Below are 25,987 nucleotides of genomic sequence, written 5' to 3' on the forward strand. Positions count from 1 at the left end.
GACGGCCGTTACGTAAAGCCGTAGCCTGAGCCTCCTTTAGGGGGGCAAGCCATTTTGCGCTTTTCTTTCCTTTCATCAGGGGGCGTTTTTCTTCTGAGGGGGTTGTCTGATCCGTTCCAGATTTTTACTGGCGTCAAGTCCGCCCAACCAAGCAAAGGTGAAACCCAGAACCTGGGACCGTCAAAAATTCGCTACGCCCTGAAGTGAAAAAGGCGGTTTCCTACGGACTGCCTCCGACTTTTTTATTCAGGCTTTTGCCTTACACAGAACCCGGTTTTCGATAGACGCTTGTCGGTCGGAACCTCAACACCAGTGGATAAAAAAATGTCACTACTCAGTCAAATATTCCCACTCTCCCAGAAAAACAAAGCTCCCCTGACTCCAGGGAAAAGCGCTGAAAGTGTCGGGTCGAGTTGCCTTACATCCTTGGATATGAGAGCGGGTTTTTGGGCAATGACAAGTTCCTTTTTATCACTTAAAATCCTATCAAAATGAAAGCATGGGAAAATTTCAACAAACTAGCAGAAACGGTAACCAATGAAATTATCGAGGGAATTCAATCTGACAATCTTACCTGGGAAAAAGTCTGGAATCCCAGAAACGCACCGAAAAATTACGCTTCAAACCGACCCTATTTAGGATTTAATGCCCTTTGGCTTGCGTGGGTAACTACTTCCAAAAATTTCTCCAGTCCCTATTTCCTTACCTTCAAACAGGCCAAGCAACTTGGTGGAAATGTCAAGAAAGACCAAAGAGGGACAAAGGTTGTATTCTGGAAGATTTCCAAATATGTAAAAGGACAAACTACCAACATGGAAGGAGAGGACGAAGAGGTTTATGGTAAAAAATTCACCCCATTTATCTGGGCCGTTTTCAATATCGACCAAATTGAGGGAATTGATTTTGAGATCAAAGAATCCGAGGAAAAAGCCTTTACTCCAATTGAGGCCTGTGAGCAAATAATCTCAGGGTTTGCGGATTGTCCTAATATTGTCCATGAAGGTGATGAAGCTTTTTACAGCCCTTCAATGGATTATATCAATATGCCAGAAAGGGAGGCTTTCAAAGCAGAAGAGCAATACTATTCCGTTCTTTTTCATGAAGCAGTTCACTCGACTGGTCATTCATGCAGATTAGGTAGATTTTCAGAAAGACCTGCTTTAGCAGGCTTCGGCTCAGTGGAATATTCGAAAGAAGAACTGATAGCAGAAATGGGAGCCAGTTATTTGAATGCATTTGCAGGTATTAAGGATGCCAATTTCAAGAATTCTCTGGCATACATGAAAGGTTGGTTGAAGCCACTTAAGGATGATCCAAAAATGCTGATCTATGCAGCCCAAAAAGCCCATCAAGCAGCCAATTACATTTTAGGAATTGAATCAGAAGGGGAGGAGTGATCTTCCCTTTTTTTGCTATAATGGATTTTGGCAGATTAATACCTGATTAATCAAACCCGTTTTGTCAATTGCTTTTTCAAGTTGAAAAAAAAATCTATTACTGAAATCACAGAAGAATATGCTGAAACCTTTTTTTATTTTAAATTATTCAACTTGTTTCCTGTAATTTTTGATTTTTTTGTATTCAGTGAATTTAAAAGTGCTCTTTGAGCTTCATGAAACCTTGTTTTTTCTACAATATCAGAATCAACTATCACTCCGTCTATGTATACAGTGTCTTGAACAGAAGTAAAATACATTTTCACTTCTCCAATTCCAGATAAATCAACTACCGTCCATTTATAGTTATCTAAATCAGTATTCTTTGGATAATATGGTTTTTGAGAAATTCGATTAGCTTCTGCTAAATTGTCTGATTTTTTAATTAGATGGTTTTTTAAGTTTTGTACTTGTTCTTGGGTAAAGTAGCTCATGTGTAGTAGTAAACTTTAAGATTATTATGAGGCTATTTTAATAATCAAAAAATACTCTTCCAAATAATAACCAAGAAATTCTATTTTTAAAGAACTAAAACATCTATTAACTTTAGTTTTATATGGAGGCAGGCTACATTAGGATACCTAACGGTAACCAGCTTGCGACTAGATAACAGATCTCACAAACTCGCCTACTAAAGGCTTTCACCCACTCGAATATTTTGGTATCTTACATTCGAGATGTCCATGCTGAGCAGATACATTATTATGATATCATAGCCACATGAGGCAAACCCACAAAATATAATTACGATTCATACATTAAGCGTTAGCAATAATTATTTCAAGAACATAATGAGCCACAAGTCTTACGAAAATCTTAGTTCCAATACTTTTTTTCACTTCACTAATTCAAAGGAGAACTTAGTGAGCATTTTACAAAGAACATTCGAACCTAGATATTGCCTCGAACGAACTGACTATTTAACTGGTGACATGAAAATGGAAATGGCTTATCCGATGGTCTGCTTTTGTGACATTCCTCTCTCCAAACTTAAAAGACATATAGGAACTTATGGAAACTATGGAATTGGATTAGCAAAAAATTGGGGATTTAAGAAAAATTTAAGTCCTGTAATCTATACCAAACAAAAGGCTAGAACCGCTTCTAATTATGAAAAACTCATAAAATGGTATAGGCAAAATTTTGATGAAGGAAGTAAAAATTCTAAGGAGAAAAAATTTCGTCAACTTTTCTCTGACTTTCTAATGTTTACTAAGCCGTATTCTGGAAAGATGTTTAAAAATGGAAAAAATCAATTTACACGATTTTATGATGAGCGGGAATGGCGTTGGGTCCCTAGAATTACCAATAAGGATATTTGGACTCACTTAGGTAAGGAACAATTTCTTAATAAGGAAATTAAAGATAAGGCCGATCTAATGGTCTCTGAGCTTTACCGTCTACACTTTCAACCAAAGGATATTAACTATCTGATACTTAACACCGAAGAAGAGATCGATGATTTCATTCAATCTATAGAGCAAATAAAAGAAAAATTCAATAAGCGAACGATTAAGAAATTAACAAGTAGGATCATAACGCGCCAACAGATAATATCTGACTTTTAAAGATATTGCTAACAGGTGATATTGTTTCATTAAATTAGTGCTGTTTATAAAGAACAAGGCTTCTCAAGTTGTTCTGCTCCGTGGCGTATACGAAAGAAGAGTTGACAGCCGAAATGGGAGCTAGTTTCTTGAATGCATTTGCCGGAATCAAAGATGCCAATTTTAAAAATTCCCTGACTTACACGAAAGGTTGGCTGAAGCCACTGCAAGATGACCCAAAAATATTGATCTATGCAGCCCAACAAGCCGCAAATTATATTTTAGGAATTAAAATAGAAGGGGAGGAGTGATATCCCCTTTTTTGCGATTCAGGATTTTTGTAGAATAAACACTGTTTGTTCAAAACCGTATGATCTTAAACTATGGAGCCGCTGTTAATTGTTATAGTTTTTCTTAGTATCGGATTCTTGCTTTCCCTGATCCAGGATGCACATTTAAAAAATCCCTTTTTATCAAAAATGGGCTTTAAGCTAGTCACCTTTGGGTCGTTCTACTTTTTTCTGTTGGGATCTTTTACCTCTCTGAAATTTCTTTTTGGATTCTAAAGCTTATCCAGAATTTCTCGGATCAATCGCTCTTTGTCCAGCTCTTTTTTTCTTTTTGATCGAATGCTCAGGATGTAAATAATCCATATTCCCCAGGCTACAGCAAAAAGAGGAAAGGGATTTTCCGCACCCAACGCCCCGATCATCGCGATAAAGCTGATGAAAAGTGTTCCTAAAAATTTTATTACTGACCACATAATCAGTGAGTTTTGTGATTGACTAGTTTACTCATTTATGGTTAGGATTCAAAGCTGCTGGGTTTAAAAACTGCAATAGTGGGCAGATTTCATAAAAAGAAGTTGGTACTAAAGTGTTTATCAAAGCTCTAGTTACAACGACACGTATAGCTAGCTTTGCTTAATTGGTGTTGGTAATTATATTTTTGAATTACACAAACGAACCATTTACACACAAAATAAATTTGATTTGTGATTTTTTTTCAAAATATGAATTGACAACATGTATGAAATCGCCAAGTTAAAATTTGTAAAATACCCTAAATCAGGTATTTTTTTTGTTCTGTAGATATCTTATTTTTAATATGATATAGTCAGTTGTACTTGCTTACAAATTATTAATAAACAATTGTAAATGGATAATTGGGCTTGAATTAACTAAAATGAACATTTATGAAGAATGGAATATAAGGGGTGTTTAAGCAATGTTTATGTACACTCGTTGGACAAAGTATAAAAAAGACAAATCAATTATAAAAATCAAGCAACATGAATTCAATCAAAAAATTCCTTTTAACTGTATCACTATCATTGAGTTGTCTGACTTCATACTCTGCTACATTTGAATTTAGATTTGACTACGGAATTGGAATGGACATCGATCAGGCTTCTCTTTGTTTTTACCAACTAAAAGATAATTCTGGCGTACTATCGGATAAAATCCCATTAAATATATCTAATGGAAAAGTCATACCCATAAAACTTAGTAGGAGAAGAATTAAAGAGATCATTTTTAGCGGCTACTATCTTGACTCAGAACTTAACAAAAGAAAAAGTTTTCTTGGGATCTCAAGACCAATTGAAAACTTGAACAGAAGGGATGTAAATAGTATTTTAATTATGGCTGCAACCAAAGATGATGACAATTTCACACCTGTTGCAGAACTATTTCGAATAATGTCCAATAAAGAATACAATAAGCTTCTTGACCGAAAAAATAATGAAATTTATGGTGATGCAAGTACATTTCCAATTGGAAGATTTATCCTACATAACCCTGATCAGAACAAATCAAAAGACGTAATTCCAATGCCTTTCACTGCTGCCCCATTCGTCCAAAATTCAAGAGCCATTTATGATCATTATATTCTCCGTAAGCAACTAGGTGTAGATTTTAATGCGGGTTACCAAAAATTAAATGTTGCTACCCAAAATGACAAGCAACAATTTATTGAGTACTCCGTAAAAATAGATACAATGCGTGTCCTCAATTGGGTTTCCCCAGAAGGCGAGATGAAATTTCTTTATGATCAGGTGAATAAAGGCAACCTAGACTGGCTCCATTCTGACCTATCCAGTAATCAGAACTGGAAGTTATATTTTGTCAGTTCATGTATAGAGATTAAAAACTTTATGATTTCGTCACAAGTGTTTGACAGTTTAGCTTCAGCTACAAACCTAAATGTAAACATTCCTGCTAATGCTTCGGATTTGACCATTAAAGCTGGTGTAGTTTATGGCAAATACGAAGGTTCTCAAAACACTGATCACACTTTTCATTACTACACAGGCTTCAATGTCAGAGATTACACTAAAAACATCAAAGACTTTCTGGCTCACAAATCACTCCAGGATCGTGTAAACGATGCCCAAGTTGATTTGGAAAATATGGAAAAGCAAACATTACAATTGTATGCAGATTTAAGAAAGTTAGATTCATCCATCATTGAATTTGGCTCCACTGACTTAATTGTACGATTCTTCGAGAAGGTAGAACCCAAAACTTATATGGAATTGCCAGATTCAGCTGATTTAAATCAAACACAGCAAATTGAATTAGTAAATGGAAAAATAAGGAACTATAACATAGCACTTGAGATATTTAAGGAAAAGATTGTTGAGTATAAAAATTCTAAAAATTACTTTGACGATCTTTCAAGTGAACTTGTAAAAGGAAGGTCAGACGCTACCAATGAAATCCAGCCAAAAGAGATACAGGTCGATGATGCAGTTGTGGAAAATGCGATCGTAAAGAAAGAATAAATACTATGCCAAATAACTAAGGGTCTGGGTGGTCAGAATGGCCAAACCTGAATGCAGCGTTGAACGAGTGGGGCTGGGAACTATTTGCCTATCAACTAAATATGCCAGATCTGATAGTGTAATTCCATTTGTACCTTCTTCATTGGTAATACTTATATGAATTCCTTTGATGCCTTGAATTACCAAATTCAAGAATGGTTCGTTAAGATCATTTTCTTTAAATTGGTCCAGAATCATTTTTTTTCAACGCTTGATGGTGTTGGTAATTTTTCTGGATGAGTATGCCACTCACCTAAGTAATGCTAAATAAAATTTTAATAGACAATAAACTAAATATTAAATGATGCGCAAATTAAATAATGATGCTTCAAATGTTTTAAATGAATACTATCAAAAATTAGGGAGTGCAATCAAGAAAAAACTGAACTTTCAAAAGGAAAGAACGATAGAAACCAATAAAGGTGAATATGAATTGATAAAAATTGAAGATATTTCATTTAAAGAATTAAATATTGAAAACATAAAATTTCACCTTTTGTTTTCACCAAATGGTTGTGAAATATCAGGAAAAATAACAATGAAAGCCTCTGCTTATCCCCCAGGCTCAGACAAAAATGGTTTTACTTCTTATTTTTTTGAAATAAATTTTAACTCCACAAAAGTTAAGTTTGATTTTGAGGAAGAAGATTTCAGAGTGGTTTCAAATATGGATATAAATTACATCACTGTACATAATGGAATTCATTATTGAAATTAAATGGAAGGCTTGATTCAACTAGGGGCTTCTTACTTCCCAAATCGCAACCTACAATCCAGTGAATCACCGTATGCGAGACCTGTACGTACGGTGGTGTGTGAGGCGCTCCGTGAGCTTAGGGCTCACGGCTTTACTTGGTTTTCAACATAGGACTTTAGCTAACACTCCCATTCCCAACTATTTGCCTATCAACTCAATATACCACATCTGTTAGTGTAATTCCATTTGTACCTTCTTCATTGGTAATACTTATATGAATTCCTTTGATGCCTTGAATTACCAAAATCAAGAATGGTTCGTTAAGCTCATTATCTTTAAATTGGTCCAGAATCATTTTTTTATCAACGCTTGATGGTGTTGGTGATTTTTCTGGATGAGTATGCCACTCACCTAAGTAAATTGTTTTTTGATTACTATTTGCAAACTCATAATTAATTATAACTTGCGCGATATCTTTGCATCTATTAAATGAATTTCGACTCGATTTGTCCCAATTAGTTGGAATAGATGCTCGCATAATGTAAATAGAATTTCCTTTCACTTGCCCCAAGAGAATTCCTCCAGATTCATGAGATTTTGAGTTGACTTGTTTATATTTTCTCAATACATCAATGACAGAATCAAGAAGTACAATTCTGAACTTGTTTAAAACTACCTCTACCATAGATGATTAAGATTTATTGATCCCTCAGTAAGATTAGAACCAAACTCACTTATTCGGATATTATTTGAGATTATTTGAGATTTATTACCCACCCAAGTAAAAGACTTACAGTTTTTTTCTTCATTCGCTATAACATTTGAAATATATGGATAAAGAACACCTAGAAAACTTAATACTTGGTCAGCGGCATAGGGAGTGAAATGTGTTTGGCAGCCTGCTTCTTTTAGTGTAAGAATAGGATTATTTAATAGGTACTCATCTCTATGAATAATATTAAATTTAAATAAGCCATGTTCATCGAAAAAGCTCGAAAAATTATTTTCGTTTGGTGTGATATAAACACAGTGGCCTCCAGCCAAGTATGGCTCTACCCATATAAAAATTATTGGTACCTTGATTACGTTTTCTTCAAGTTTGCTGGCTATCCATCTTTCAATATTTTCTTCGCCTATACATACTATCAATATATCAGATTCATTTATATATTCAGTTTCATTAATAATTATGTCATATATTGACGATTTTCTAATAGACACGGCCCTTAGCGGACTATTATTTTTCAAGTAATCTTCAATCCCGGAGGTTTTATACCAGTTTAAATAACTAAAGCCAAGCAGATGACGTCCTATGTTTTCTGGTTTTAAAATATCGTTATCAATTAAACGAAATTCAGCATTTGGGTCACTTTTTAGAAAGTGAACTAAATTTGAGCCAATGCTTCCAAGGCCAGTCATAGAGTAGATAAATTGCTTACCAATATTTTGTTGAGGACCTGCACTTCTTTTTACCAATCTTGAAGAATTAATTAATTCAGGACTTAACCTAAATAGATGCTCATTACCCTCAAAAATTGACATTGCTTTCACAGGCTGTAATGTATTTGGCCGAAATCCATTCCTTTTTAAGTTCGGAGTTTTATGGAACCATCCGAAGTATTTTATCTCACCATTTAAATGTTTAGAAAACAGAATTAATTTTGGATTCAGTTTTTTATTATTCAAAAAGTCACAATACTCTTTAAATTTTAAAGGAAATTCAGTTTTGACTAAATCAATAACTTGCCTATTAGTCCAATCAAAAGGAGGTAAAAGCTTATTATCCCAATTTCCAAGAAAAAACCCTTGGGTTTCAGTAAAGTATATTCCAGATTTTGTCAAAAAAGATTTAAAACGAATTGCAATATCTTCCTCTTGGTGAATAACAATAGAAATTTCATTAAATGACTTACTTAGTTTAATGAACTTTAAATTCTTTCCTACTGGCAATTTTGTTAATAAAATGATATTCGCTGACACGGAGTCTTTAGTAGAATACTTACTCTGCCAATATGACATGAACTCCTCATCAAAATCAGAAGTGTTTACGCCATTTAATCCGTCCTCAATAATTCTCTTTGACCTTCGTAAGGTTTCCAGAACAACTTCACTAGGTTTATCAGGATTTGGTTTTGAATGGTTTTGAAAAGTACAAACTAAGCGATTTACATCTACGTGGGGTATATGCTTCGTTTTTTCATAATCATCCTTACTCAATAATACGGTTGGAAATGATAAAGGAAAGTCAGGTAAGAATAATAAAATAAATTTTATAGGTTTTAATATGTTATCATCTAAAAGAATTTCAGTAGAGACCTCCCAAATTTCTAAACTAGAGTTAGGAAAATCTCTTCTTCGCTCTTCGGAAGATAAAATTTTAACATTTTCTACCTTCTTTATTTTTTCATATGCAATCTTTTTAGCATCCTCGTGATCTATCATGCACTTCTTGAATTGTCACTTTTAATTATTGAGGCTGCCGCATAAGATTTTGAATCTTCAATTTCATCTTTTGCAATTGCACAAGGAAACCTATTTCCTAAATGTTTTTGCCATTTAAGGCAAGCGTCTTTTTGAATTGGATTTTCAATAGCTTGATTTGCACTTATAATAAAACTATCTAGTTCATTGCTAAAATGATCTTTATTGGCCTGAGAATAACTGCGGAATAAATCCTCTCCAACTGGCGTGGTTGGACGGGGACATTTAAAGCCATTAACTTGGAGAAAATTTTTAATATTGACTAAAGTGTCTCGAAGACATACATCATCTCGTTCATGTTCCCTATAGTTTGAGCCAGAACCAGCTAAAATAGTCATAACTACTCCAGGAGGCATTTCTTTACTCAAATTATCTCCCCATGCTTTTAAGTATCGTACTATTCTTCTTAGCTGGTGATCCTTTTTTCTCCTATCATTTAACCATTGCTCGTATTCCTCTTGATAAAGTTTCCTTTCAAGAATAAATTTCGATTCAAATCCTGATTGGATTAAATCTTCAAACCATACAATGAAGTCAATTGGATTACTCACTTTCCAACCTTCTTCACTATCAGCCAATTCTGGTTCTTTGATATTGGTAGCATAATAAATTGGCAAATCAACATGGTAATTAAAATCCCCATTTTCTCCCTTGTAACTTACTCTTACACAAGTTTTTTTGTCCTGAATTTTCTCTATAATAAAATCACCTTTTCCTTTCTTAATAGCAGCAATTATAAAATCATGAAATTGCTGTTCTGTAGGCCTCCTGTTGGAAGACCTTGGTCCCAAAAAATATACACCATCATCAATATCATACTCGTCTACTTTTCGACAAGGATTGACAATGGTATCCATTACATAGGATCCTTGGCTTTGAAATTCCAAAATCTCATCAACAGATATATTTAATGTTTCAGAAAAATACCTCTCTTGCTTTAGTTCGTTAAAACCATTCCCGATTCTTTTTCTAAGGTTATTTCTTCTTTCCCTAAGAATAACTCTCCTATCGTTGTTAAGCCTTATTTCTTTGTTAAACTCTTCAAATAAATTGTTACAGTTTGCCATAATTTAAAATTCATGTTCTTCATTTTTACTTATCCATTTCATATCTTTAAAGATACCCTTTGTTAAATATGGGAGTCTTTCAGTAAAATATCTCCCAGATATTTTTTTTTTGTGCGTTCCAATTACTTTGATTATTTCAGTGCCATAATGTGGTGAAAAATTTTGCTCTGTACTACCATGGTTTAAATAGGAGTAAATTAATTCAAAATGTTTATCTCCATTTGTTTTATCTACATGCAAACCTAAACTTTCAGAAACTGAAGATGGAGTACCATCTGGTTTTTGAGTGAATGAAAAAACAGTGATTTTGCTCCCAGTTTGGTGAATTATTTTAACATGTTTCAGTTTCCCCTTTTTTACTACGCATTTATCATCTCTATACTCATATTCAAGATAGCCCTCGTACCGTCCTGAAAAGTCTTCAATCCAAAACATCCAAGAAAATAATCTAGTTTTCCATAACCATTTGTCAATGACAAATAAAAGACCCGTGATCACAGAAACTATTGAAAATGACAAACCCCAATAATCTTTTGCCAAAAATAGACTGATTCCAAGTATCACTAGTAAACTTACTAGAACACTTGATTTATAGTATTTGAAGTATCCGTTGTTCATGGTCCTTTTTTAAATTTATTTAGCATATTTATACTATTATAATTACATTTTTCCCTGTCGAATTTAAGAGTGGTTTCAATTAAATCTGGCTCCACTTTCTCCTAATTTTTTTCTAATATTATCTGAAATCTACTCAAACTTGATTGACTAATTATAACATGGATAGTGCCAGATAACCAAAACATTACATAAGTGTCAAATCTTCTAGTTAATGGCGTATTTTATTCATTATGAAACCGTAAAAGTTTCTGAATTAAGTCAGTTTGTCAGTATATAGAGCTTTTAATGTGCCATACAAATCAAATTTTATGACATAAATGTTGAATTTAATAAAATATGCTCCCATAAGAAAAGAATGTTTATAGGGATAAGCTTAGTCAAGTACAGTAGTTGAGAGAGGTCTATACTTCTATACTTTTCAGGAATATGAAATCCATAATCTACCAGTATGTTACAGTGCCTTGGAACACTGGTATACTATGGATCGGAATACTCTTCAAGGTTTGGGCAGGTATTTTGGCAAGGATTCTGGTTTTGAAGCCGAGGAATGATTGGGTATAATTTCTTAGGATCATAAACTGGTCACAGAGCTGGGAGAACAATGTCTCCAGTCTTTTTCTCGTCTTCCAGTTTCCACATCACAATACGTTCAGCCCCATTTCAATATGTGAGCACTCTTTAGCTTTACGAAGCTCAAACCCTGTTGACTATTGTGGCCACTATTAGGAATTGGATGGTAACCATGAAAAAATGCATATTAAAATTTTCTTTAACACAATCTATAATTCGTACCCCTCGTACGGCTCGTACCCCTCGTACCGTACGAATTTTACGAGGTGGAAATGATGTTCAAAAACATGCAAATGAATTCAATTCTAAAATAAAGGTTCGTTTTCTGAAATTCGTCTATCTTAAAGCAGGTCGATTTACTGCTTTTTACATCAAAAAGAAAAAATACCATTCAAAAATTTGAATTGGAAAACGGGCTTATATGGCAATTTGAGCCGCTTTTGAATATTTCGATTCAAATAAATTCAGCGCTATAAAACCAAAATGAACCTGTCCCTACATTTGCCCCTATTTTTTCATAAAATACTGTTTACCAGTGTTTTTGAATAGCCCTGTTCCCGCTACTAAACAATTAGTTGATCATTCATGGTCAACTTTTTGTGTTTTATAGGGTTTTTGGTGCAGTTTATAAACCTCATTTGATTCAATTCACTTCCAATTGGTTCCAAATGACTCAAATTTGTCCCCCTTTTCGTCCCCTTATTTGTCCCCCTTTTAGAACTGTATTGTCACTCAATTTTTATAGGTAAAGGTGATGTGCGAGCGCTTAGCAGGGGTGCACCGGCGCATACTGGGCTACGGATTCCGGGAATCATTGGGCCATTTTCCAAATGCAATAATAGGGTTAAAATTTAATTGTCCAACTTCTTTTTGCTTATCATGGACTCTCCTTCCATTTCTATCTTATGTGAGGAGGATACGAGCCTGTCGAGCACGGCATCTGCAATGCTGTCATCACCAATGGTTCCATGCCATTGACTGACCGGTATCTGTGATGCAATGATCGATGAACTTTTCTCATAGCGGGATGGTAAGTACCATAGTTGGAGACCCATATACTGCCGAACCCATGAGAACCTTTTACATGGTTTGAGCCACTCAGACTTTCGGCAATCATACTCCACTGCACGGTGATACTGTCACAATGATAGATGGACATGCACTCATCGATACTCCAGCTGGCAGAAACAAGATCGATAATTGCATGTTTGAAATACCGACCGGAAACCGCATCATAGTCATTGGCTGACAAATCACCTGGACGCACCCGGATATATCTAATGATCACATGGTCAGCATTTATTTGTAACGGATGTTTTTTTAAGCAAATCCCATCCCCGGGGCAGTCTGTCCAGCAATTGTAATGTAGGGATTTTTGATACTTAATGGGCTCTCCAGCTCTATGTTTCAAGAGGCCTTAAAACAACCGCTAGTGGGCCTTCGGCATCTACAGTAGCCTAAGGCTGCCTTTTCCATTGTCCCTAAGGTTGGTAACTTAATGAACGGCACCTCTTCTTCCTCCCTTGGCGAATTTCCCATAACCTTCGGTTGTAGGGAATGCGAGCTGATGGGCATATGCACACGAAACGATCAGTAGCGCCATGGGGAATAGCAGATTTTTCATAATTGGGGTTTTTAAATATTCAACATCCTATTTTACGGTTATTATCACTCTCTTGTATCGCGTCAGGTTAGGGGTGCCATTGTCTCGAACTTCACAGATGATATGAATGGTTTCACCTTGATTAGCATCAGCAGGAATTGTAAAATTCGTGTTAAAACTTTCCGGTTGATCAATTTTCACAATCCCCTCATAAGTATCAGCCTCCTCATATTGCCACCATTTACAATATAATTTATCGTCATCCGGGTCATAACTGCCTTCAGCATTGAGGCTTACATCATCACCGGGGTAGGCTACCAGATCAACCTTATGGTTAAGCTGTACCACTGGTTGATGATTGGCATCTTTGAAACTTTTAACACACCAGTCGGCACGCGCAGCAAAGTCATTTTGTAAAGCATCTGCCCAACGTGTCATGGGTTTAAAATACACGTTCATCTGATCCTGATTTTCCGGGTAAACAGACCTCATGTAATTTCTTCCCCAGGCTGATTTGGTGTACCATCTGCCTTCGGGATATTCATAATCGTCAAAAGGAACGGGGTCTAGCCAGGTATTTTCCCTGACATGTACATATCTGCCGCCCCACCCACCAAAAACAGGAGATTCCATATTGCGCAATCCGGTTGGGATAGTGTGTAAGAAGGCGGGTGAATCACCTTCCGATCGAAAAGAGCCTTTCTGCTTTGGGCTGCCCGCTCCCCAGCCTTCGTTATCATTGCCGCCCTGATAGGCCTGATATAATGAGCAAAGTGGGCCATGTCCTTCCAGAATATTTGTTTTCATCCAGTCCACTTTGAAGTAATCGATTTTATCCTCGGGCATAACTTTGTCCCATTGGTAGGCAATAGCCCAAAATTGGTCACTGATGATTGTAGGAATATTGTATTTCCCCCAATGTGGACGAATGTAAGACTGGTAGGTCGAATCTTGCTCCCATATCAAAAACAATCGGAGTTTATTAGCTACAATTTCCATTTTATCAGGGTAATCTTCTTCTATGGTCTTCAATGCTCGTGCAATGGTATTGGAACCACCCCATGCCTGAACCCAAACAGGGCGGTCATCTGATTCGTCCAGCAATACGTTGACAATATGCTGAGAGCCGGGTGTAATGGCATCCATCTCACCTTCGTTTGCTACATTACCCAGCAAAGTGACAGATTTGAGGTAATCAGGGGATGGATAATCTTTGTCGTGCTCAAGGAGGTTAGGGTAAACTCTTTCGTATGCCTCCAGGTAGGGAACTGCCCAATCATTCCCTGCCCATCTATGACCTTGCCAATGATATTGAGAGCTTGAAGTAATGATGCCTTCTACATCCCATTCATTCGTATAAAGTAAAAATCGAACTAACGAACATTCATCGTCTATTTCACCATCTGAAGTGACAATTATACGTGGTCTCACTTCTGATCCAATGGAAGGGACACTATTGCAACACGAAAAAATTATTGGTGATAGAAATATAATAATCAGTCGATTCATTTAATGGGCCATGTTAATAGTTCTGGTACGCGGCAAACGTAAAGTATTTTAAACGCAATCTAGACAAAAATTAAACTATTTTCTTCAGACTATCAAGATTGCGTTTAAAACAAAGTTAGACGAAGCCGGTGAAGTGCTATGCACATTTATCATTCTAGGATCTTTTCATGACGGGAGTTTTCAGGAGGATCTCAGGTTTCGCTGCTTGAAACTTCTGATTGGATTGACAGTTTTGCCCGCAAAAGGGCTGCTTATTTTTTCCAACTTATTTTCACTCACGTGGGTATAAAGCATGGTTGTCTTTGGGCTATTGTGACACAGAAGTGTCTGGATATATCGTATGTCCGTACAGTTTTCCAATTAGTGGACAGCAAAACTATGGCGCAGGGTGTGCAGTGTCAATCACCTTTTCCTGATTCCAGCCCTTTTACAATATGTGGGAACTCTTTAGCTTTACAAAGCTCAAACCCTGTGGACCATCATGGCCTCTATTATGAACTGTATGGTAACCAAGAAAAAATGCATACTAAAATATTCTATAGAAATCATTGCAGGATTCGTATACCTCGTACCGTACGAATTTTGCGAGGTGGAAATGATATTCAGAAACATGCAAATGAATTCAATAATGAATCAAAGGTTCGTTTTCTAAAATTTGTACATATGTAAATAGGTCGATTTTCTGCTTTTTACATCAAAAAGAAAAAAGATCATTTAAAAATTTGAATTGAATAACGGGCCTGTTTGGTAATGTGAGCCCCTTTTGAATTATACGATTCAAATAAATTTAGCGCTATAAATCCAAAATGAACCTGTTCATCTATTTGTCCCCATCTTACTTTTTTTCTTTTATTGGAAGATTTATTGTTATCTGTTCAATAAATACCTCTTCCTAAATTCTCTTGGTGTACACCCATTGATTTTCAGAAAAGCTGCATTAAAGCGACTGATAGAATTGAAACCACAATCAAACGCGATATCTGTGATGCTTTTGTCTGTCGCTACCAACTTCCTCTGCGCATGAGAGATTCTTTCCTCGGTGATGTATTCGCTTAGTGTGCTTCCAAATGTCCTCTTGAAAATCGAGTTAGCATGGTCAGGATTCAAACCCACAGCCTGACCAATTGAAGATACTTTGATAGGATCCGAATAATTTTGAGCAATAAAAATAGCAATCCGTTCAACCTGACTGATTTCATTGGATTGAAGTGATGGGTATTCCTTTTTTTCAGAAGAGTAATTGCCTATAGACATTCTTCTCAATCTTGCATGTATTTCGAGCAACGCAACTTCAGCAGCTTCATTTACATTGATATCTGCCAGCCAGTTTTTGAAAAGATACTCATCGTACTTCGAACGCTCCTCAGAAGCTTCAAATAGCACGTCACCTTTAAGCAGCCTATCCACAAAAGGAACTGAAAGCTTCCATTCCAAAAAAAGTGAGAATGGTACCGTGCAGACGTAATATGGCTTATCATTATTGAAATCAATAATTTGATGGGGAATAAGCCCCCAAAAAACAGTCAGTTTTTTAGGTGGAACAACTACTTTATTTCCTTGAATAAGATAAGTAATGCCAACTTCCGGGAAAAAGTTTATTTCAATTTCATTGTGTCTATCATGCTTTCTCATTATGCTTGGAGACCATAGCTCACAAGTCAATCCATAAGGTTTAAACTCATTTCGGCTTTCATCGAAAGTATTTATCATCTAGGATTTTGATAGGTTTATACAGAAATGTAGGTAGTTTTTCTGTAAATACGAGAATAATTTTACATTTCATGACTTAGGTTAAAGTCTCAATCCAAGGGTCAATAGGTAAATCCAAAGAATGAAATTGAAAAGTCAAATTATACCAGGTTTAATAGGGGTCCTGTTTTTTGCTTCCTTATTTGGCTGCAAGGAACATGAGAAAAAAGTTCTTAGGCCAAGGGTATTGATCAGCTCAGATATAGGTGGAACAGATCCTGATGATTTTCAGTCGATGATTCACCTATTGATGTATGCAGATCAATTCCAGATCGAAGGCTTGATTTCATCACCTTATGGAGAAGGCAGCACCAAGGATTTTCAAGATATGATTGATCTATATGAAATAGATTACACTCAACTCCAAAGACATGCTCCAGAATTTCCAACTCCAACATCCCTAAGATCCATTACCAAGCAAGGGGGAAAAGATGCCGCACCTTTTAGGGGCTATACCATTCCTACGGAAGGTTCAGAATGGATTATAAAATGTGCAAAAAAAGAAAGTGAGCAACCGCTATGGGTACTTGTTTGGGGAGGGATTGAAGATCTTGCACAGGCACTTCATGATGCTCCCGAAATCAAAGAAAATATCAGAGTGTATTGGATAGGCGGCCCCAATAAAAAGTGGAGTATCAATGCCTATACCTATATAGCTGAACATCATCCTGACCTTTGGATGATAGAGGCAAATTCCACCTACAGAGGATGGTTTATGGATGAGGATTCGCCAGAGGATCTAAAAGGAGATGCCTTTTACAAAAACTACATTGATGGTCGAGGAGCCATGGGCCAGGATTTTATCAAGTATTATGATGGAAATATCAAAATGGGCGACACTCCTTCACTGGTTTATCTTATGAACGGCGACCCAAACGAACCTACCGGAGAAAGCTGGGGTGGAAGTTTTGAAAAGATCAATCGCAGTTCAAGAAATATATTTCTAGGAGGAAGTTCATTAGAAGATAAGGTGGCGGCCTATGGAACAATTGAGTGGAGGTTTGAAGGGCCTGAACTTGAGGTCCCCGAGGATTCAGTTGTGTTCGAAATGGAGATTCAAAATCAGACTTGGCCAGGATTATATTTGGGTGATGGTATTTATGGGATTAAATATTCGTCTAAAAAACCCGAAAAGGGATATTATAAGTCCAGTAGTGCTATCTCTGAATTGGACGGTTTGGAAGGAAATTACATCAGCACCTTTCCTTGGCCGGGAAATGCTTCACCAGATGATTACCAATTAGGTGCAAATTGGTATAGTGACAAAGTAGATGAAACTCTTTTTATCGAAGATCAGCAAGGCGCCAAGACCATCTCAAAATATAGAAATGAGTTTTTAATGGATTGGGCAGAAAGGTGGAAATGGCTCGATAAATAATTTCAATCTATTAAAATTCAAAGAAATAATAATACTCCCAAAATATGCAAAGAATCTTATTTATAGGCATTTTGAACCTGATTATGTACACATCAGCTATTTGCCAACAAATTGCCTTTCCCACAGCTGAAGGCTATGGGAAATTTTCCAAAGGTGGCCGTGGAGGAGCGGTTTATGAAGTCACCAATTTGAATGATAATGGGGAAGGGAGTTTGAGAGCTGCTGTGGAAGCAAAAGGGGCTAGAACTGTTGTATTCAAAGTTTCAGGAACCATCGAATTAGAAAGCCCACTTCGAATCAAAAATCCCTATATCACCATAGCTGGTCAAACAGCTCCTGGAGATGGGGTTTGCCTCAAAAAATTTCCTCTGATGATCGATGCTGATCATGTGATCATTCGGTTTATAAGAGTAAGACTCGGTAACGAATCCGGAGAGGACACAGATGCTGTTTCAAGTAGATATACGAAACACATTATTTTAGACCATATTTCTGCAAGCTGGAGTGTGGATGAAACCATGTCCATATACCATTGCGACAGTATTACTGTACAATGGAGTATAATTTCGGAGAGCATGCATGACTCCAATCATATCAAAGGAGCTCATGGTTTTGGTGGAATTTGGGGATCCAACTACGGTAGCTATCACCATAATCTTTTCGCTCATCATGGTAGCCGAAACCCAAGAATGGCGTCAGGTTCTGGCTTTACAGATTATAGAAATAATGTGGTCTATAACTGGGGATACAACAGCACTTATGGAGGAGAAAACCAACAGGTAAATAATCCGAAGTTCGCATTTTCGACGATCAATATGGTCGCAAACTACTATAAACCAGGGCCCGCTACCGAGAAGGGAGAAGTTCGATATAGACTTGTAAACCCTAATATGCGGGATACTACGAGTGATTTTGGAAAATGGTATATTGCTGAGAATGTCATGATAGGCAATGAGAAAGTGACTGCCAACAATTGGGAAGGCGGAGTGCAGCCTCAAGGAGGGGAAGAAAACTTAAAATTTGTGAAGCTAAATAAACCGTGGGATGCCATGCCCATAAACCAACAAAAGGCCGAAGAAGCTTTTGAATTGGTATTAGCAAACGCCGGCGCTATCCTGCCAAAACGAGATGAAGTGGATATCAGGATAGTCAACGAGACAAAAGGAGGATCTACAACATATGAAGGAGGAACTTATAGAAAGGATCACTCTTTGATCGACCCTTCAAAAAAATCAGGAATCATAGATTCCCAAAACGATGTAGGTGGATGGCCTGAACTCAAGAGTTTACCAGCTCCTAAGGACTCCGATCATGATGGAATGCCAGATGAATGGGAATTGGAGAACGGTCTTAATCCTACCGATGGTGCAGATAGAAATATTATTAAAGAAGGTTATACCATGCTGGAAAATTATTTGAATTCAATCAATTAAAAAATCCCGACCATCTAAATCTATCCCAAAATTATTTATAATGCTCCTTAGCTCCTTCTTGAGTCATACCTTTTGTTTAATGAAAAAATCGTTTCCCGCTCTTTTCATTGCGTCTATTATTTCCTGCTGTGCTTTTGCCCAGCAAGATCAAAAGAAAGCTATACCAAAGCCGAGAATTATTGTATTGACGGATGTTTCCACTTGGGAAACCGATGATAGTGAATCTTTGGTCAGATTGCTTGTCCACGCAGATTTATATGAAATCGAGGGCTTGATTTTCACTACAGGTTGGAGTCTCGATAAAACTCGAGATGATTTCATGGACTTGATCCATGATGCAATAGACGCTTATGAAAAGGACCTTCCAAACTTGATGAAACGATCAAATCAACAAGGCTTTCTTGCCGATGAATCAAATCAAAGCATAGGTTACTGGCCAAGTCCGGACTATTTGCGAAGCATTACTGTATTTGGCAGCAAAAACCGAGGTCAGCAATTTATTGGAGCGGACAACAATTCGGAAGGAAGTGAATTGATCATCGAGCTTGCAGATGAGTCGGACCTGCGCCCTCTTTGGATTACAGTTTGGGGTGGAGGAAATACCTTAGCCCAAGCTATCTGGAAAGTGCAGCAAACAAGATCAGAATCAGAACTGAGGACATTTCTTCAAAAAATCCCAACCTATGCGATTACCGATCAGGATAGAGATCAAAAAGCTGATTTTGCGATTAGCTCACACCAATGGATGAGAAGGGAGTTTTGTGATGATTTACTCTTTATCTGGGATGAATCTGCCTGGAAATATCAGAATGGAACAGGTAAAAGTAATTGGGAAAAATATGAAGTTGATATACAGAGTCATGGAAATCTGGGTAAAGTCTATCCCAAATATAAATACGGCGTAGAAGGTGATACACCTGCTTTTTTACATCTGATGCCAAATGGTTTGAACGACCCAATGGTTCCTTCCCAAGTAGGTTGGGGAGGATATTTCGAAAAGGGACTTAGTGAAGATCAGGAAACAAAAGCTTTTACTAACTTTCAAGCACCGGAAGCTGAAATATCCAGGAAATACGAAAACTACTTCTACCCTGCAATCTATAACAATTTCGCTGCCAGAATGGACTGGGCAAGTGAAGGGAAAGGAAACCGCAACCCAATTGTGGTAATAAATAAAATGGAGGGCATAGAGTTGCTAAGAGTGAAGGCAAAGAAACGCCAAACTATAAAGTTAGATGCATCCAGATCTTATGATCCAGAAGGCGATGAGCTGAGTTTCAAATGGTGGATTATTCCTGAGGCAGGTACTTATAAAGATGAGATAAAGATCCAGAATAGCGACTCCAATCATATTAAAATTGATCTTCCAAGTAATCCCTCCGGCAAGACCACCCATATCATCTGCGAAGTGACTGATAATGGCTCACCAAAATTAACCAGTTACAGAAGAATCATCGTTGAGGTGAAGTGACTAATTGATGTGCAAAGTTCCGGTGTAAAATTGGGAAACAATCCTGTATTTCTTGAATGGTTCAACAATAGTAAAATGGACTTGGTAATGAAAGCAGCAATCGCCCATTTATGGTTTGTAACCATCCACCCTTTTGAAGATGGAAATGGAAGGATAACAAGAGCATTGACGGATATGCTGTTGGCGCAAGCTGACAAAAGTAACCAGCGTTTTTACAGTATGTCCGCTCAGGTCCGGTTGGAAAGAAAACAGTATTATGATATATTGGAAAAAATGCAAAAAGGGGAATTTGGATATAACTGATTGGATGGTTTGGTTTTTAAACTGTTTGATCAATGCCTTAAAATCCACGGGTTTGATACTTTCAAAAGTCCTGTTCAAAGCTGCTTTTTGGCAAAAGCATGTGGATACTGCATTAAACGACCGACAGAGAAAACTGTTGAATAGGCTAATGGATGGATTTGACGGGAAATTAACCTCGTCCAAATGGGCAAAGATTGCAAAATGCTCAAAAGATTCAGCAGTTAGGGATATTAACGACCTTATTGAGAAAGGTATCTTGCAAAAAGAAGCAGCAGGAGGAAGAAGCACCAATTACGAATTGATAGGAATGCCAGCTGGTAATCGGGTAGACAACGGGGAATCCCACTCCTAAACCTCACATAGGACTATTTCCTGCAAATGTGTTGACAGGCTGTGAACCTCTTGGTTCATTCGGCGCATATCATGCAGTCGGTTAATAGTCCGTCAAGGTAGACTAACTTTACGAATGGAGTTAAAAGCATGAACAAGCAATTAAATTTTCTTTAAAGCATTGCAGGAACCGTACGCCTCGTACCGTATGAAAAATAGAAGACGGAAAAATGCACACACTGTGTGCACAATTCAATTGCTGATGTCTCTTGAGGCAAGTGACACAAAATGGCCAAGATAAGTTTTCAAAATGAAAACTTATCAATATTTTTAAGCGTCCATTGATCAATAAGCTTTGAGAAACATTGTTGCAATCAAAAACCTAACAGTGTTTTACTAAAACATCCAGATTCATAAACAAGTATTGAAGCCTGTGTTGCGGTTACCAAAAACGAGCGTAAAACTTACCTTTCATGTCAAAACAAGGGTAAATAATTAGTATTTTTACCTCTGAATAAAATACAAGTGTAAAAGTTACTCTCGTTATGAACGACTTCAATAAATCTCAACCTTATAACAATCTACCTCTTCTTCCGCCTAGAGGAGATTTGGAAACTAAGGAGATACTAACTAAAACCATTAAGGCTAGTAGAGCATTAGCTCAGCTCAATGGTGCCATAAGAAACCTTCCTAATCCTAGCCTATTTCTTGACACCCTTCACTTACAAGAAGCAAAAGCTAGTTCTGAAATTGAGAACATCATAACAACAAATGACGACTTGTATCAAGCCGTAGTGGCAGACAAAAAATTCAATAACCCAGCTACTAAGGAAGTGATTTGCTATAAAGAAGCTATTTGGATTGGGTTTAAAAAGCTCGAGAAAAAACCTTTCATAACTACAAACCTTTGTGTAGAACTGGTTCAATGTATTAAGCAAAATACTGCGGGTATAAGAACTACACCTGGCACTACTCTATCCAACACCAAAGGTGAGGTAATTTACACTCCTCCTTCAGGAGAACAAGTTATACGGGGAAAAATGGCTAATCTCGAAACTTTCATTAATGAAAACGACTCGATAGACCCGCTGATAAAAATGGCTATATCCCATTACCAATTTGAAGCCATTCACCCCTTTTCGGATGGTAATGGCAGAACTGGTCGTATCCTACTTTTACTTCAATTAAAACTGGAGCAATTACTTGATATTCCTGCTTTATTCCTAAGTGAGTACATTATTGACCATAAGGACCAATATTATAAAGGGTTAAGGGCCGTAACAGAAAAAAATGACTGGTCCAAATTCATAATCTACATGTTAGACATGGTAGAAACAACAGCGATAAAAGGGCTGGATAGGCTAGAATCAATAATTCAACTTATGGAAATTACTGGACAAGAAATTAAAGAAAAGCTTCCGAAAGTGTATTCTAAAGATTTGGTTGAGGTCATTTTTAAGCTGCCATATACCAAAAGGCAAAACCTAATTGACATTGATTTAGGAACACCAAAAACAGTTGGAAATTATCTCAGCGCATTGGAAGAAGAAGGCTTCCTGAAATCTGTCAAAGTAGGGAAAGAAAAATTATACTTGAACCAGAAATTGATGAACATACTGGAAAATTAATAAGCAGGAAGGTACCCACTCCGAGTACGATAAGGTGGATGCGAATACAGTAGATCAGTTTTAAAATCGAATATTATCTTAAAATCATGAAGTGGGAAAAGATCATTACGACTGAACAGGAATATAAAGAATCCCTCGCCAGGCTTTCTAAAATTTTTGATTCAGATCCTGACAGTGCGGAAGGGATGGAGGCAGAGTTGTTAGTTACCTTGATCGAAAAATATGAGAAGGAAAAATATCCTATTGCCTTAGCTCATCCTATTGAAGCCATTAAAGAAATGATGGAAAGAAAAGGCTTAAAAGACAAGGACCTGATTCCGGCGATAGGCAGTAAGACTATCTTCAGCTTGGTATTGAACAGGAAAAGACCTCTTACCATCAAAATGGTCAGAAATCTTTCCAGCTACTTAAACTTACCAGTTGAGGTACTGGTCCAGCAGTACGAACTGGATGGCAAGTAAGAAAAAATGAGTGTTTAAATTCCATGGAAAAGTTAGTCTGAAATTCGTACACCTCGTACGGCTCGTACCCCTCGTACCGTACGAATTTTACGAGGTGGAAATGATATCCAAAAACATACAAATGAATTCAATTCCAAATCAAAGGTTCGTTTTCTGAAATTTGTCCTTCTGAAAAAAGGTATATTTTCTGCTTTTTACATCAAAAAGAAAAAAGTTCATTCAAAAATTCGAATTGAAAAATGGGATTATCTGGCAATTAGAGCCGCTTTTGAATAATGAGATTCAAATAAATTCAGCGCTATAAAACCAAAATGAACCTGTCCCCCTATTTGTCCCCCTTTTTTCATAACACACTGTTTACCAGTATTTTTGAATAGCCCTGTTCCCGATACTAAACAATTAGTTGATCATTCATGGTCAACTTTTTGTGTTTTATATGGTTTGTGGTGCAGTTTATAAACCTCATTTGATTCAAATCAATTCCAATTGGTTCCAAATGACTCAAATTTGTCCCCCTTTTAGAACTGTATTGTCACTCAATTTTTATAGGTAAAGGTGATGTGCGAGCGCTTTGTAGGTTGTAAAAGTCAAAGAGATCGTATCGAAATCATTCAAATGGATTTGGATTTACTGAAATGAAGTCTCTAGATATTTAAAAGACCACAGTGGTTTCTGGTTATTTTCATGTAGTTGAAAGCCAGCATCACATCGAGAAAACAACATCCAAGTTATAAATAGATGCTTCTAGACCTTCTTCTTTTTGAACTAGGTTGAATTCCTGCCAAGTTGATTCTTTATCAAGTTCACCTTCTTCATATTGGTTCTTTATATGCTATCAAATTGTACGTCCTGCATTACCGAACAGCTCATAAGGTTTATTTTTCCGTCAGGAGGGTAAGATACACAAGCTCCTTAGGACTTTGTATATCGCATCAATAAAGCTGAAAAACTCACTTTAATGTCACATATTATAACGATATTTGTGACAACATCAACAGATAGTTAGTCACAAATATACTTTATTTTTGTGACTAACAACTATGCATGGTTCTATGGAAAGCGTTCAAAAACAAATAGAAAGGTATATTAAACAGAAACCATTGGGGTCAATATTTTTTCCTGATGATTTTTCGGCTTTCGGATCCTCTGATGCGGTAAGAAAGGCATTGGAGCGATTAGTAGATAAAGAGGTTGTTTTCCGAATAGCACAGGGAATTTATACCCGACCCAAGAAAAGTAAGTTGATCGGTGAAGTAATGCCATCGGCTGAGGAAGTTGCCAAAGCGATCATAAAGCGGGACAAGGTGAGAGCGGTCCCAACTGGCTCCTATGCATTAAATGCATTGGGACTGAGTACACAGATACCTATGAGGATAGTTTTATTGACAGATGGCTCTCCAAGAGAAATAAAAATTGGAAAGCGAACCATTAAGTTTAAAAAGACCACTCCGAAAAACCTTTTGGCCAAGGGGAAAATCAGCCGCTTGGTCATACAAGCTTTAAAAGAAATTGGAAACGGTCAAGTCACAGAAAGTGAAGAAGCAAAAATAATAAAGCTACTCAAGGAGGAAGACCAAAAGGATTTGATTTACGATATTGGGCTTGCACCCGTTTGGATTCAAAAAATCATGAAAAAAGCTTTATAAAATGCAGGAAGGCAATTTTTACACACTTGAGCCATCAGAAAGAATACTCATCTTTCAGGACATTAGTAATAGGACTGGGATGCCAGCATTCGCAGTTGAGAAGGACTGGTGGGTGACCCAGGCCTTATCGATCATATTTGAAATGGAGGTTGGCCAAAGCCTTGTTTTCAAAGGGGGAACATCACTCAGTAAAGCATGGAAGCTGATCCAGCGATTTTCGGAAGATGTTGATTTAGCTATAGACCGCACTTTCCTGGGTTTCGAGGGAGATCTGTCCAAAAACCAAAGAACTAAGCTTAGGAAACAAGCTGGCATATATACAACTGGACCATTCTGTAAAGAACTGGAAGCAAGGTTTATCGCAAAAGGATTTCAAAATGTCAGCTTTGAAGTGATTCCTGCCGAGGATAGCGACCAAGACCCCAGAATTATTCTTATTCACTATCCAAATCTTTTCGATACGCCAGATTACCTTTTGCCTAGAGTTCAAATAGAGGTCGGTTGTCGATCTTTACGAGAGCCATACACCATTCAAAGGTTTGGATCACTTGTCGATGAACTATATGAGGGCAAAGAGTTTACCGTACCATTGATAAAAGTACCTACAGTAAATCCCGAAAGAACTTTCCTGGAAAAGCTGTTCTTGCTACATGAGGAATTTCATAGGCCTATTGGGAAAATGCGGGTGGATCGCTTAAGCCGGCATCTGTACGATGTACATCAATTGGCAAATTCTGAAGTGGCCGAGAGAGCGATACAGGACAAAGCACTCTATGAAACTATTGTGAACCATAGATATACTTTTTCAAAAGTGGGCGGGATAGACTATAATCGTCACAAGCCAAAGGCACTTGATCCAATGCCCATACCTGGTTTGATAGAACCATGGAAAGCGGATTATCAAAAAATGCGTGAGCAAATGATTTATGAGGAAAATCCACCAACCTTTGATGAACTGCTTGGGAATCTTATTAAGCTGAAAGCTAGGCTCTCAAAACTTGATTGGGAGTTTTCACTGGAGTTTCCTGAAAAATAAATGAGGCAAAAAATAAAAGTGCTAAAAAGCCCGAAAAAAGGATTGCTATTAGGATTACTCTCCCCTTCAAAATTATAAAGGTCCCTTTCTGCAGTCATGGAACCATTCCCTGTTCGGATGAGGCGCCATGGTTCGAAAGCCAGGCTTGATACCCACCAACCGTTCAGGCTCATTACGCGATTACATTATATTTCAAATTA

Annotated in this window: 23 protein-coding genes and 2 pseudogenes; 13 read left to right on the forward strand and 12 right to left on the reverse strand. The window is 37.1% G+C overall.

The genetic code is table 11. From position 1 onward, the window contains the following. Window positions 1-491: 491 nt before the first annotated feature. Window positions 492-1,397, forward strand: coding sequence for an ArdC family protein (locus FDP09_RS03520; RefSeq protein WP_137401329.1), 906 nt, complete (start codon window positions 492-494; stop codon window positions 1,395-1,397). Between the two features lie 134 nt (window positions 1,398-1,531). Here the strand turns inward: FDP09_RS03520 and FDP09_RS03525 are convergent, their stop codons facing one another. Further along, a complete protein-coding gene (locus tag FDP09_RS03525; RefSeq protein WP_137401330.1) occupies window positions 1,532-1,870 on the reverse strand; it encodes a hypothetical protein in 339 nt (112 codons plus the stop codon). A 357-nt stretch (window positions 1,871-2,227) separates the two neighbouring features. Here FDP09_RS03525 and FDP09_RS03530 point away from each other — a divergent pair, with 357 nt between their 5' ends. Both FDP09_RS03530 and FDP09_RS03535 read left to right on the forward strand, forming a co-directional pair. After that, window positions 2,228-3,004, forward strand: coding sequence for an abortive infection system antitoxin AbiGi family protein (locus FDP09_RS03530; RefSeq protein WP_137401331.1), 777 nt, complete (start codon window positions 2,228-2,230; stop codon window positions 3,002-3,004). A gap of 68 nt (window positions 3,005-3,072) precedes the next feature. Then, the gene (locus tag FDP09_RS03535) at window positions 3,073-3,294 is read left to right on the forward strand and encodes a zincin-like metallopeptidase domain-containing protein (protein ID WP_262710641.1); all 222 of its coding nucleotides are present in this window, start codon (window positions 3,073-3,075) and stop codon (window positions 3,292-3,294) included. 251 nt (window positions 3,295-3,545) lie between these two features. On the opposite strand, the gene FDP09_RS03540 is transcribed toward FDP09_RS03535, so the two are convergent. Continuing rightward, complete coding sequence (locus FDP09_RS03540; protein WP_137401333.1) at window positions 3,546-3,746, reverse strand: hypothetical protein; 201 nt, start codon at window positions 3,744-3,746, stop codon at window positions 3,546-3,548. Between the two features lie 528 nt (window positions 3,747-4,274). Here FDP09_RS03540 and FDP09_RS03545 point away from each other — a divergent pair. Next, window positions 4,275-5,768 carry a hypothetical protein gene (locus FDP09_RS03545; protein ID WP_137401334.1) on the forward strand — a complete coding sequence of 498 codons (1,494 nt, stop codon included), beginning with the start codon at window positions 4,275-4,277 and terminating at the stop codon, window positions 5,766-5,768. Between the two features lie 3 nt (window positions 5,769-5,771). On the opposite strand, the gene FDP09_RS03550 is transcribed toward FDP09_RS03545, so the two are convergent. After that, window positions 5,772-6,005 carry a hypothetical protein gene (locus FDP09_RS03550; protein WP_137401335.1) on the reverse strand — a complete coding sequence of 78 codons (234 nt, stop codon included), beginning with the start codon at window positions 6,003-6,005 and terminating at the stop codon, window positions 5,772-5,774. 103 nt (window positions 6,006-6,108) lie between these two features. Between FDP09_RS03550 and FDP09_RS03555 the strand changes: the two genes are divergently transcribed. Next, window positions 6,109-6,519, forward strand: a complete 411-nt coding sequence (locus FDP09_RS03555; protein WP_137401336.1) for a hypothetical protein — start codon at window positions 6,109-6,111, stop codon at window positions 6,517-6,519. 199 nt (window positions 6,520-6,718) lie between these two features. Here the strand turns inward: FDP09_RS03555 and FDP09_RS03560 are convergent, their stop codons facing one another. The 9 genes and pseudogenes from FDP09_RS03560 to FDP09_RS03600 all read right to left on the reverse strand — a co-directional run bounded on the left by FDP09_RS03560 (window position 6,719) and on the right by FDP09_RS03600 (window position 16,062). After that, window positions 6,719-7,189: a Mov34/MPN/PAD-1 family protein gene (locus FDP09_RS03560; RefSeq protein ID WP_137401337.1), complete on the reverse strand. Its 471-nt coding sequence runs from the start codon at window positions 7,187-7,189 to the stop codon at window positions 6,719-6,721. After that, the gene (locus FDP09_RS03565) at window positions 7,183-8,946 is read right to left on the reverse strand and encodes an E2/UBC family protein (RefSeq protein ID WP_137401338.1); all 1,764 of its coding nucleotides are present in this window, start codon (window positions 8,944-8,946) and stop codon (window positions 7,183-7,185) included. The genes FDP09_RS03560 and FDP09_RS03565 overlap by 7 nt, the downstream gene beginning before the upstream one ends. Next, window positions 8,943-10,052 (reverse strand): CBASS cGAMP synthase, encoded by a 1,110-nt coding sequence (locus tag FDP09_RS03570; RefSeq protein WP_137401339.1) that lies wholly within the window; start codon window positions 10,050-10,052, stop codon window positions 8,943-8,945. The genes FDP09_RS03565 and FDP09_RS03570 overlap by 4 nt, the downstream gene beginning before the upstream one ends. A gap of 3 nt (window positions 10,053-10,055) precedes the next feature. After that, complete coding sequence (locus FDP09_RS03575; protein ID WP_137401340.1) at window positions 10,056-10,670, reverse strand: hypothetical protein; 615 nt, start codon at window positions 10,668-10,670, stop codon at window positions 10,056-10,058. Between the two features lie 440 nt (window positions 10,671-11,110). Continuing rightward, window positions 11,111-11,296 (reverse strand): annotated as a pseudogene (locus FDP09_RS03580) (hypothetical protein); the annotation flags it as partial. A 795-nt stretch (window positions 11,297-12,091) separates the two neighbouring features. Continuing rightward, on the reverse strand, window positions 12,092-12,295 hold the full coding sequence (locus tag FDP09_RS03585; RefSeq protein ID WP_222840316.1) for an ATP-binding protein: 204 nt from the start codon (window positions 12,293-12,295) through the stop codon (window positions 12,092-12,094). A gap of 440 nt (window positions 12,296-12,735) precedes the next feature. Beyond that, the gene (locus FDP09_RS24155) at window positions 12,736-12,864 is read right to left on the reverse strand and encodes a hypothetical protein (RefSeq protein WP_262710642.1); all 129 of its coding nucleotides are present in this window, start codon (window positions 12,862-12,864) and stop codon (window positions 12,736-12,738) included. Between the two features lie 27 nt (window positions 12,865-12,891). Next, complete coding sequence (locus FDP09_RS03590; RefSeq protein WP_229683545.1) at window positions 12,892-14,274, reverse strand: DUF1593 domain-containing protein; 1,383 nt, start codon at window positions 14,272-14,274, stop codon at window positions 12,892-12,894. A 945-nt stretch (window positions 14,275-15,219) separates the two neighbouring features. Continuing rightward, complete coding sequence (locus tag FDP09_RS03600) at window positions 15,220-16,062, reverse strand: helix-turn-helix domain-containing protein (RefSeq protein ID WP_137401342.1); 843 nt, start codon at window positions 16,060-16,062, stop codon at window positions 15,220-15,222. Window positions 16,063-16,183: 121 nt separating this feature from the next. Between FDP09_RS03600 and FDP09_RS03605 the strand changes: the two genes are divergently transcribed. The 8 genes and pseudogenes from FDP09_RS03605 (at window position 16,184) to FDP09_RS03640 (ending at window position 25,787) form a co-directional block, all read left to right on the forward strand. Continuing rightward, window positions 16,184-17,479 (forward strand): nucleoside hydrolase-like domain-containing protein, encoded by a 1,296-nt coding sequence (locus tag FDP09_RS03605; RefSeq protein WP_137401343.1) that lies wholly within the window; start codon window positions 16,184-16,186, stop codon window positions 17,477-17,479. 44 nt (window positions 17,480-17,523) lie between these two features. Beyond that, a complete protein-coding gene (locus tag FDP09_RS03610) occupies window positions 17,524-18,912 on the forward strand; it encodes a pectate lyase family protein (protein ID WP_137401344.1) in 1,389 nt (462 codons plus the stop codon). A 79-nt stretch (window positions 18,913-18,991) separates the two neighbouring features. Beyond that, window positions 18,992-20,383: a DUF1593 domain-containing protein gene (locus FDP09_RS03615; protein WP_137401345.1), complete on the forward strand. Its 1,392-nt coding sequence runs from the start codon at window positions 18,992-18,994 to the stop codon at window positions 20,381-20,383. A 48-nt stretch (window positions 20,384-20,431) separates the two neighbouring features. Beyond that, a pseudogene (locus FDP09_RS24400) lies at window positions 20,432-21,038 on the forward strand (Fic family protein); the annotation flags it as partial. 523 nt (window positions 21,039-21,561) lie between these two features. Next, window positions 21,562-22,644 (forward strand): Fic family protein, encoded by a 1,083-nt coding sequence (locus tag FDP09_RS03625; protein WP_137401346.1) that lies wholly within the window; start codon window positions 21,562-21,564, stop codon window positions 22,642-22,644. An 86-nt stretch (window positions 22,645-22,730) separates the two neighbouring features. Next, window positions 22,731-23,105 carry a helix-turn-helix domain-containing protein gene (locus tag FDP09_RS03630; protein WP_137401347.1) on the forward strand — a complete coding sequence of 125 codons (375 nt, stop codon included), beginning with the start codon at window positions 22,731-22,733 and terminating at the stop codon, window positions 23,103-23,105. A 1,052-nt stretch (window positions 23,106-24,157) separates the two neighbouring features. Then, the gene (locus FDP09_RS03635; protein WP_137401348.1) at window positions 24,158-24,751 is read left to right on the forward strand and encodes a DUF6088 family protein; all 594 of its coding nucleotides are present in this window, start codon (window positions 24,158-24,160) and stop codon (window positions 24,749-24,751) included. A gap of 1 nt (window position 24,752) precedes the next feature. Further along, window positions 24,753-25,787 (forward strand): nucleotidyl transferase AbiEii/AbiGii toxin family protein, encoded by a 1,035-nt coding sequence (locus FDP09_RS03640; RefSeq protein ID WP_137401349.1) that lies wholly within the window; start codon window positions 24,753-24,755, stop codon window positions 25,785-25,787. Window positions 25,788-25,987 lie beyond the last annotated feature (200 nt).

The sequence above is a fragment of the Echinicola rosea genome (genome assembly GCF_005281475.1).
Taxonomy (GTDB): Bacteria; Bacteroidota; Bacteroidia; order Cytophagales; family Cyclobacteriaceae; genus Echinicola; species Echinicola rosea.

What these genes read in the sequence shown, in the direction of transcription:
- FDP09_RS03600 (WP_137401342.1), bottom strand. Translation starts at nt 16,062, where the DNA reads ATGATAAATACTTTCGATGAAAGCCGAAATGAGTTTAAACCTTATGGA.
- FDP09_RS03570 (WP_137401339.1), bottom strand. Translation starts at nt 10,052, where the DNA reads ATGGCAAACTGTAACAATTTATTTGAAGAGTTTAACAAAGAAATAAGG.
- FDP09_RS03520 (WP_137401329.1), top strand. Translation starts at nt 492, where the DNA reads ATGAAAGCATGGGAAAATTTCAACAAACTAGCAGAAACGGTAACCAAT.
- FDP09_RS03550 (WP_137401335.1), bottom strand. Translation starts at nt 6,005, where the DNA reads ATGATTCTGGACCAATTTAAAGAAAATGATCTTAACGAACCATTCTTG.
- FDP09_RS03545 (WP_137401334.1), top strand. Translation starts at nt 4,275, where the DNA reads ATGAATTCAATCAAAAAATTCCTTTTAACTGTATCACTATCATTGAGT.
- FDP09_RS03530 (WP_137401331.1), top strand. Translation starts at nt 2,228, where the DNA reads ATGAGCCACAAGTCTTACGAAAATCTTAGTTCCAATACTTTTTTTCAC.
- FDP09_RS03615 (WP_137401345.1), top strand. Translation starts at nt 18,992, where the DNA reads ATGAAAAAATCGTTTCCCGCTCTTTTCATTGCGTCTATTATTTCCTGC.
- FDP09_RS03585 (WP_222840316.1), bottom strand. Translation starts at nt 12,295, where the DNA reads ATGGGTCTCCAACTATGGTACTTACCATCCCGCTATGAGAAAAGTTCA.
- FDP09_RS03555 (WP_137401336.1), top strand. Translation starts at nt 6,109, where the DNA reads ATGATGCGCAAATTAAATAATGATGCTTCAAATGTTTTAAATGAATAC.
- FDP09_RS03625 (WP_137401346.1), top strand. Translation starts at nt 21,562, where the DNA reads ATGAACGACTTCAATAAATCTCAACCTTATAACAATCTACCTCTTCTT.
- FDP09_RS03540 (WP_137401333.1), bottom strand. Translation starts at nt 3,746, where the DNA reads ATGTGGTCAGTAATAAAATTTTTAGGAACACTTTTCATCAGCTTTATC.
- FDP09_RS03640 (WP_137401349.1), top strand. Translation starts at nt 24,753, where the DNA reads ATGCAGGAAGGCAATTTTTACACACTTGAGCCATCAGAAAGAATACTC.
- FDP09_RS03635 (WP_137401348.1), top strand. Translation starts at nt 24,158, where the DNA reads ATGGAAAGCGTTCAAAAACAAATAGAAAGGTATATTAAACAGAAACCA.
- FDP09_RS03575 (WP_137401340.1), bottom strand. Translation starts at nt 10,670, where the DNA reads ATGAACAACGGATACTTCAAATACTATAAATCAAGTGTTCTAGTAAGT.
- FDP09_RS03630 (WP_137401347.1), top strand. Translation starts at nt 22,731, where the DNA reads ATGAAGTGGGAAAAGATCATTACGACTGAACAGGAATATAAAGAATCC.
- FDP09_RS03565 (WP_137401338.1), bottom strand. Translation starts at nt 8,946, where the DNA reads ATGATAGATCACGAGGATGCTAAAAAGATTGCATATGAAAAAATAAAG.
- FDP09_RS03560 (WP_137401337.1), bottom strand. Translation starts at nt 7,189, where the DNA reads ATGGTAGAGGTAGTTTTAAACAAGTTCAGAATTGTACTTCTTGATTCT.
- FDP09_RS03610 (WP_137401344.1), top strand. Translation starts at nt 17,524, where the DNA reads ATGCAAAGAATCTTATTTATAGGCATTTTGAACCTGATTATGTACACA.
- FDP09_RS03525 (WP_137401330.1), bottom strand. Translation starts at nt 1,870, where the DNA reads ATGAGCTACTTTACCCAAGAACAAGTACAAAACTTAAAAAACCATCTA.
- FDP09_RS03605 (WP_137401343.1), top strand. Translation starts at nt 16,184, where the DNA reads ATGAAATTGAAAAGTCAAATTATACCAGGTTTAATAGGGGTCCTGTTT.
- FDP09_RS24155 (WP_262710642.1), bottom strand. Translation starts at nt 12,864, where the DNA reads ATGAAAAATCTGCTATTCCCCATGGCGCTACTGATCGTTTCGTGTGCA.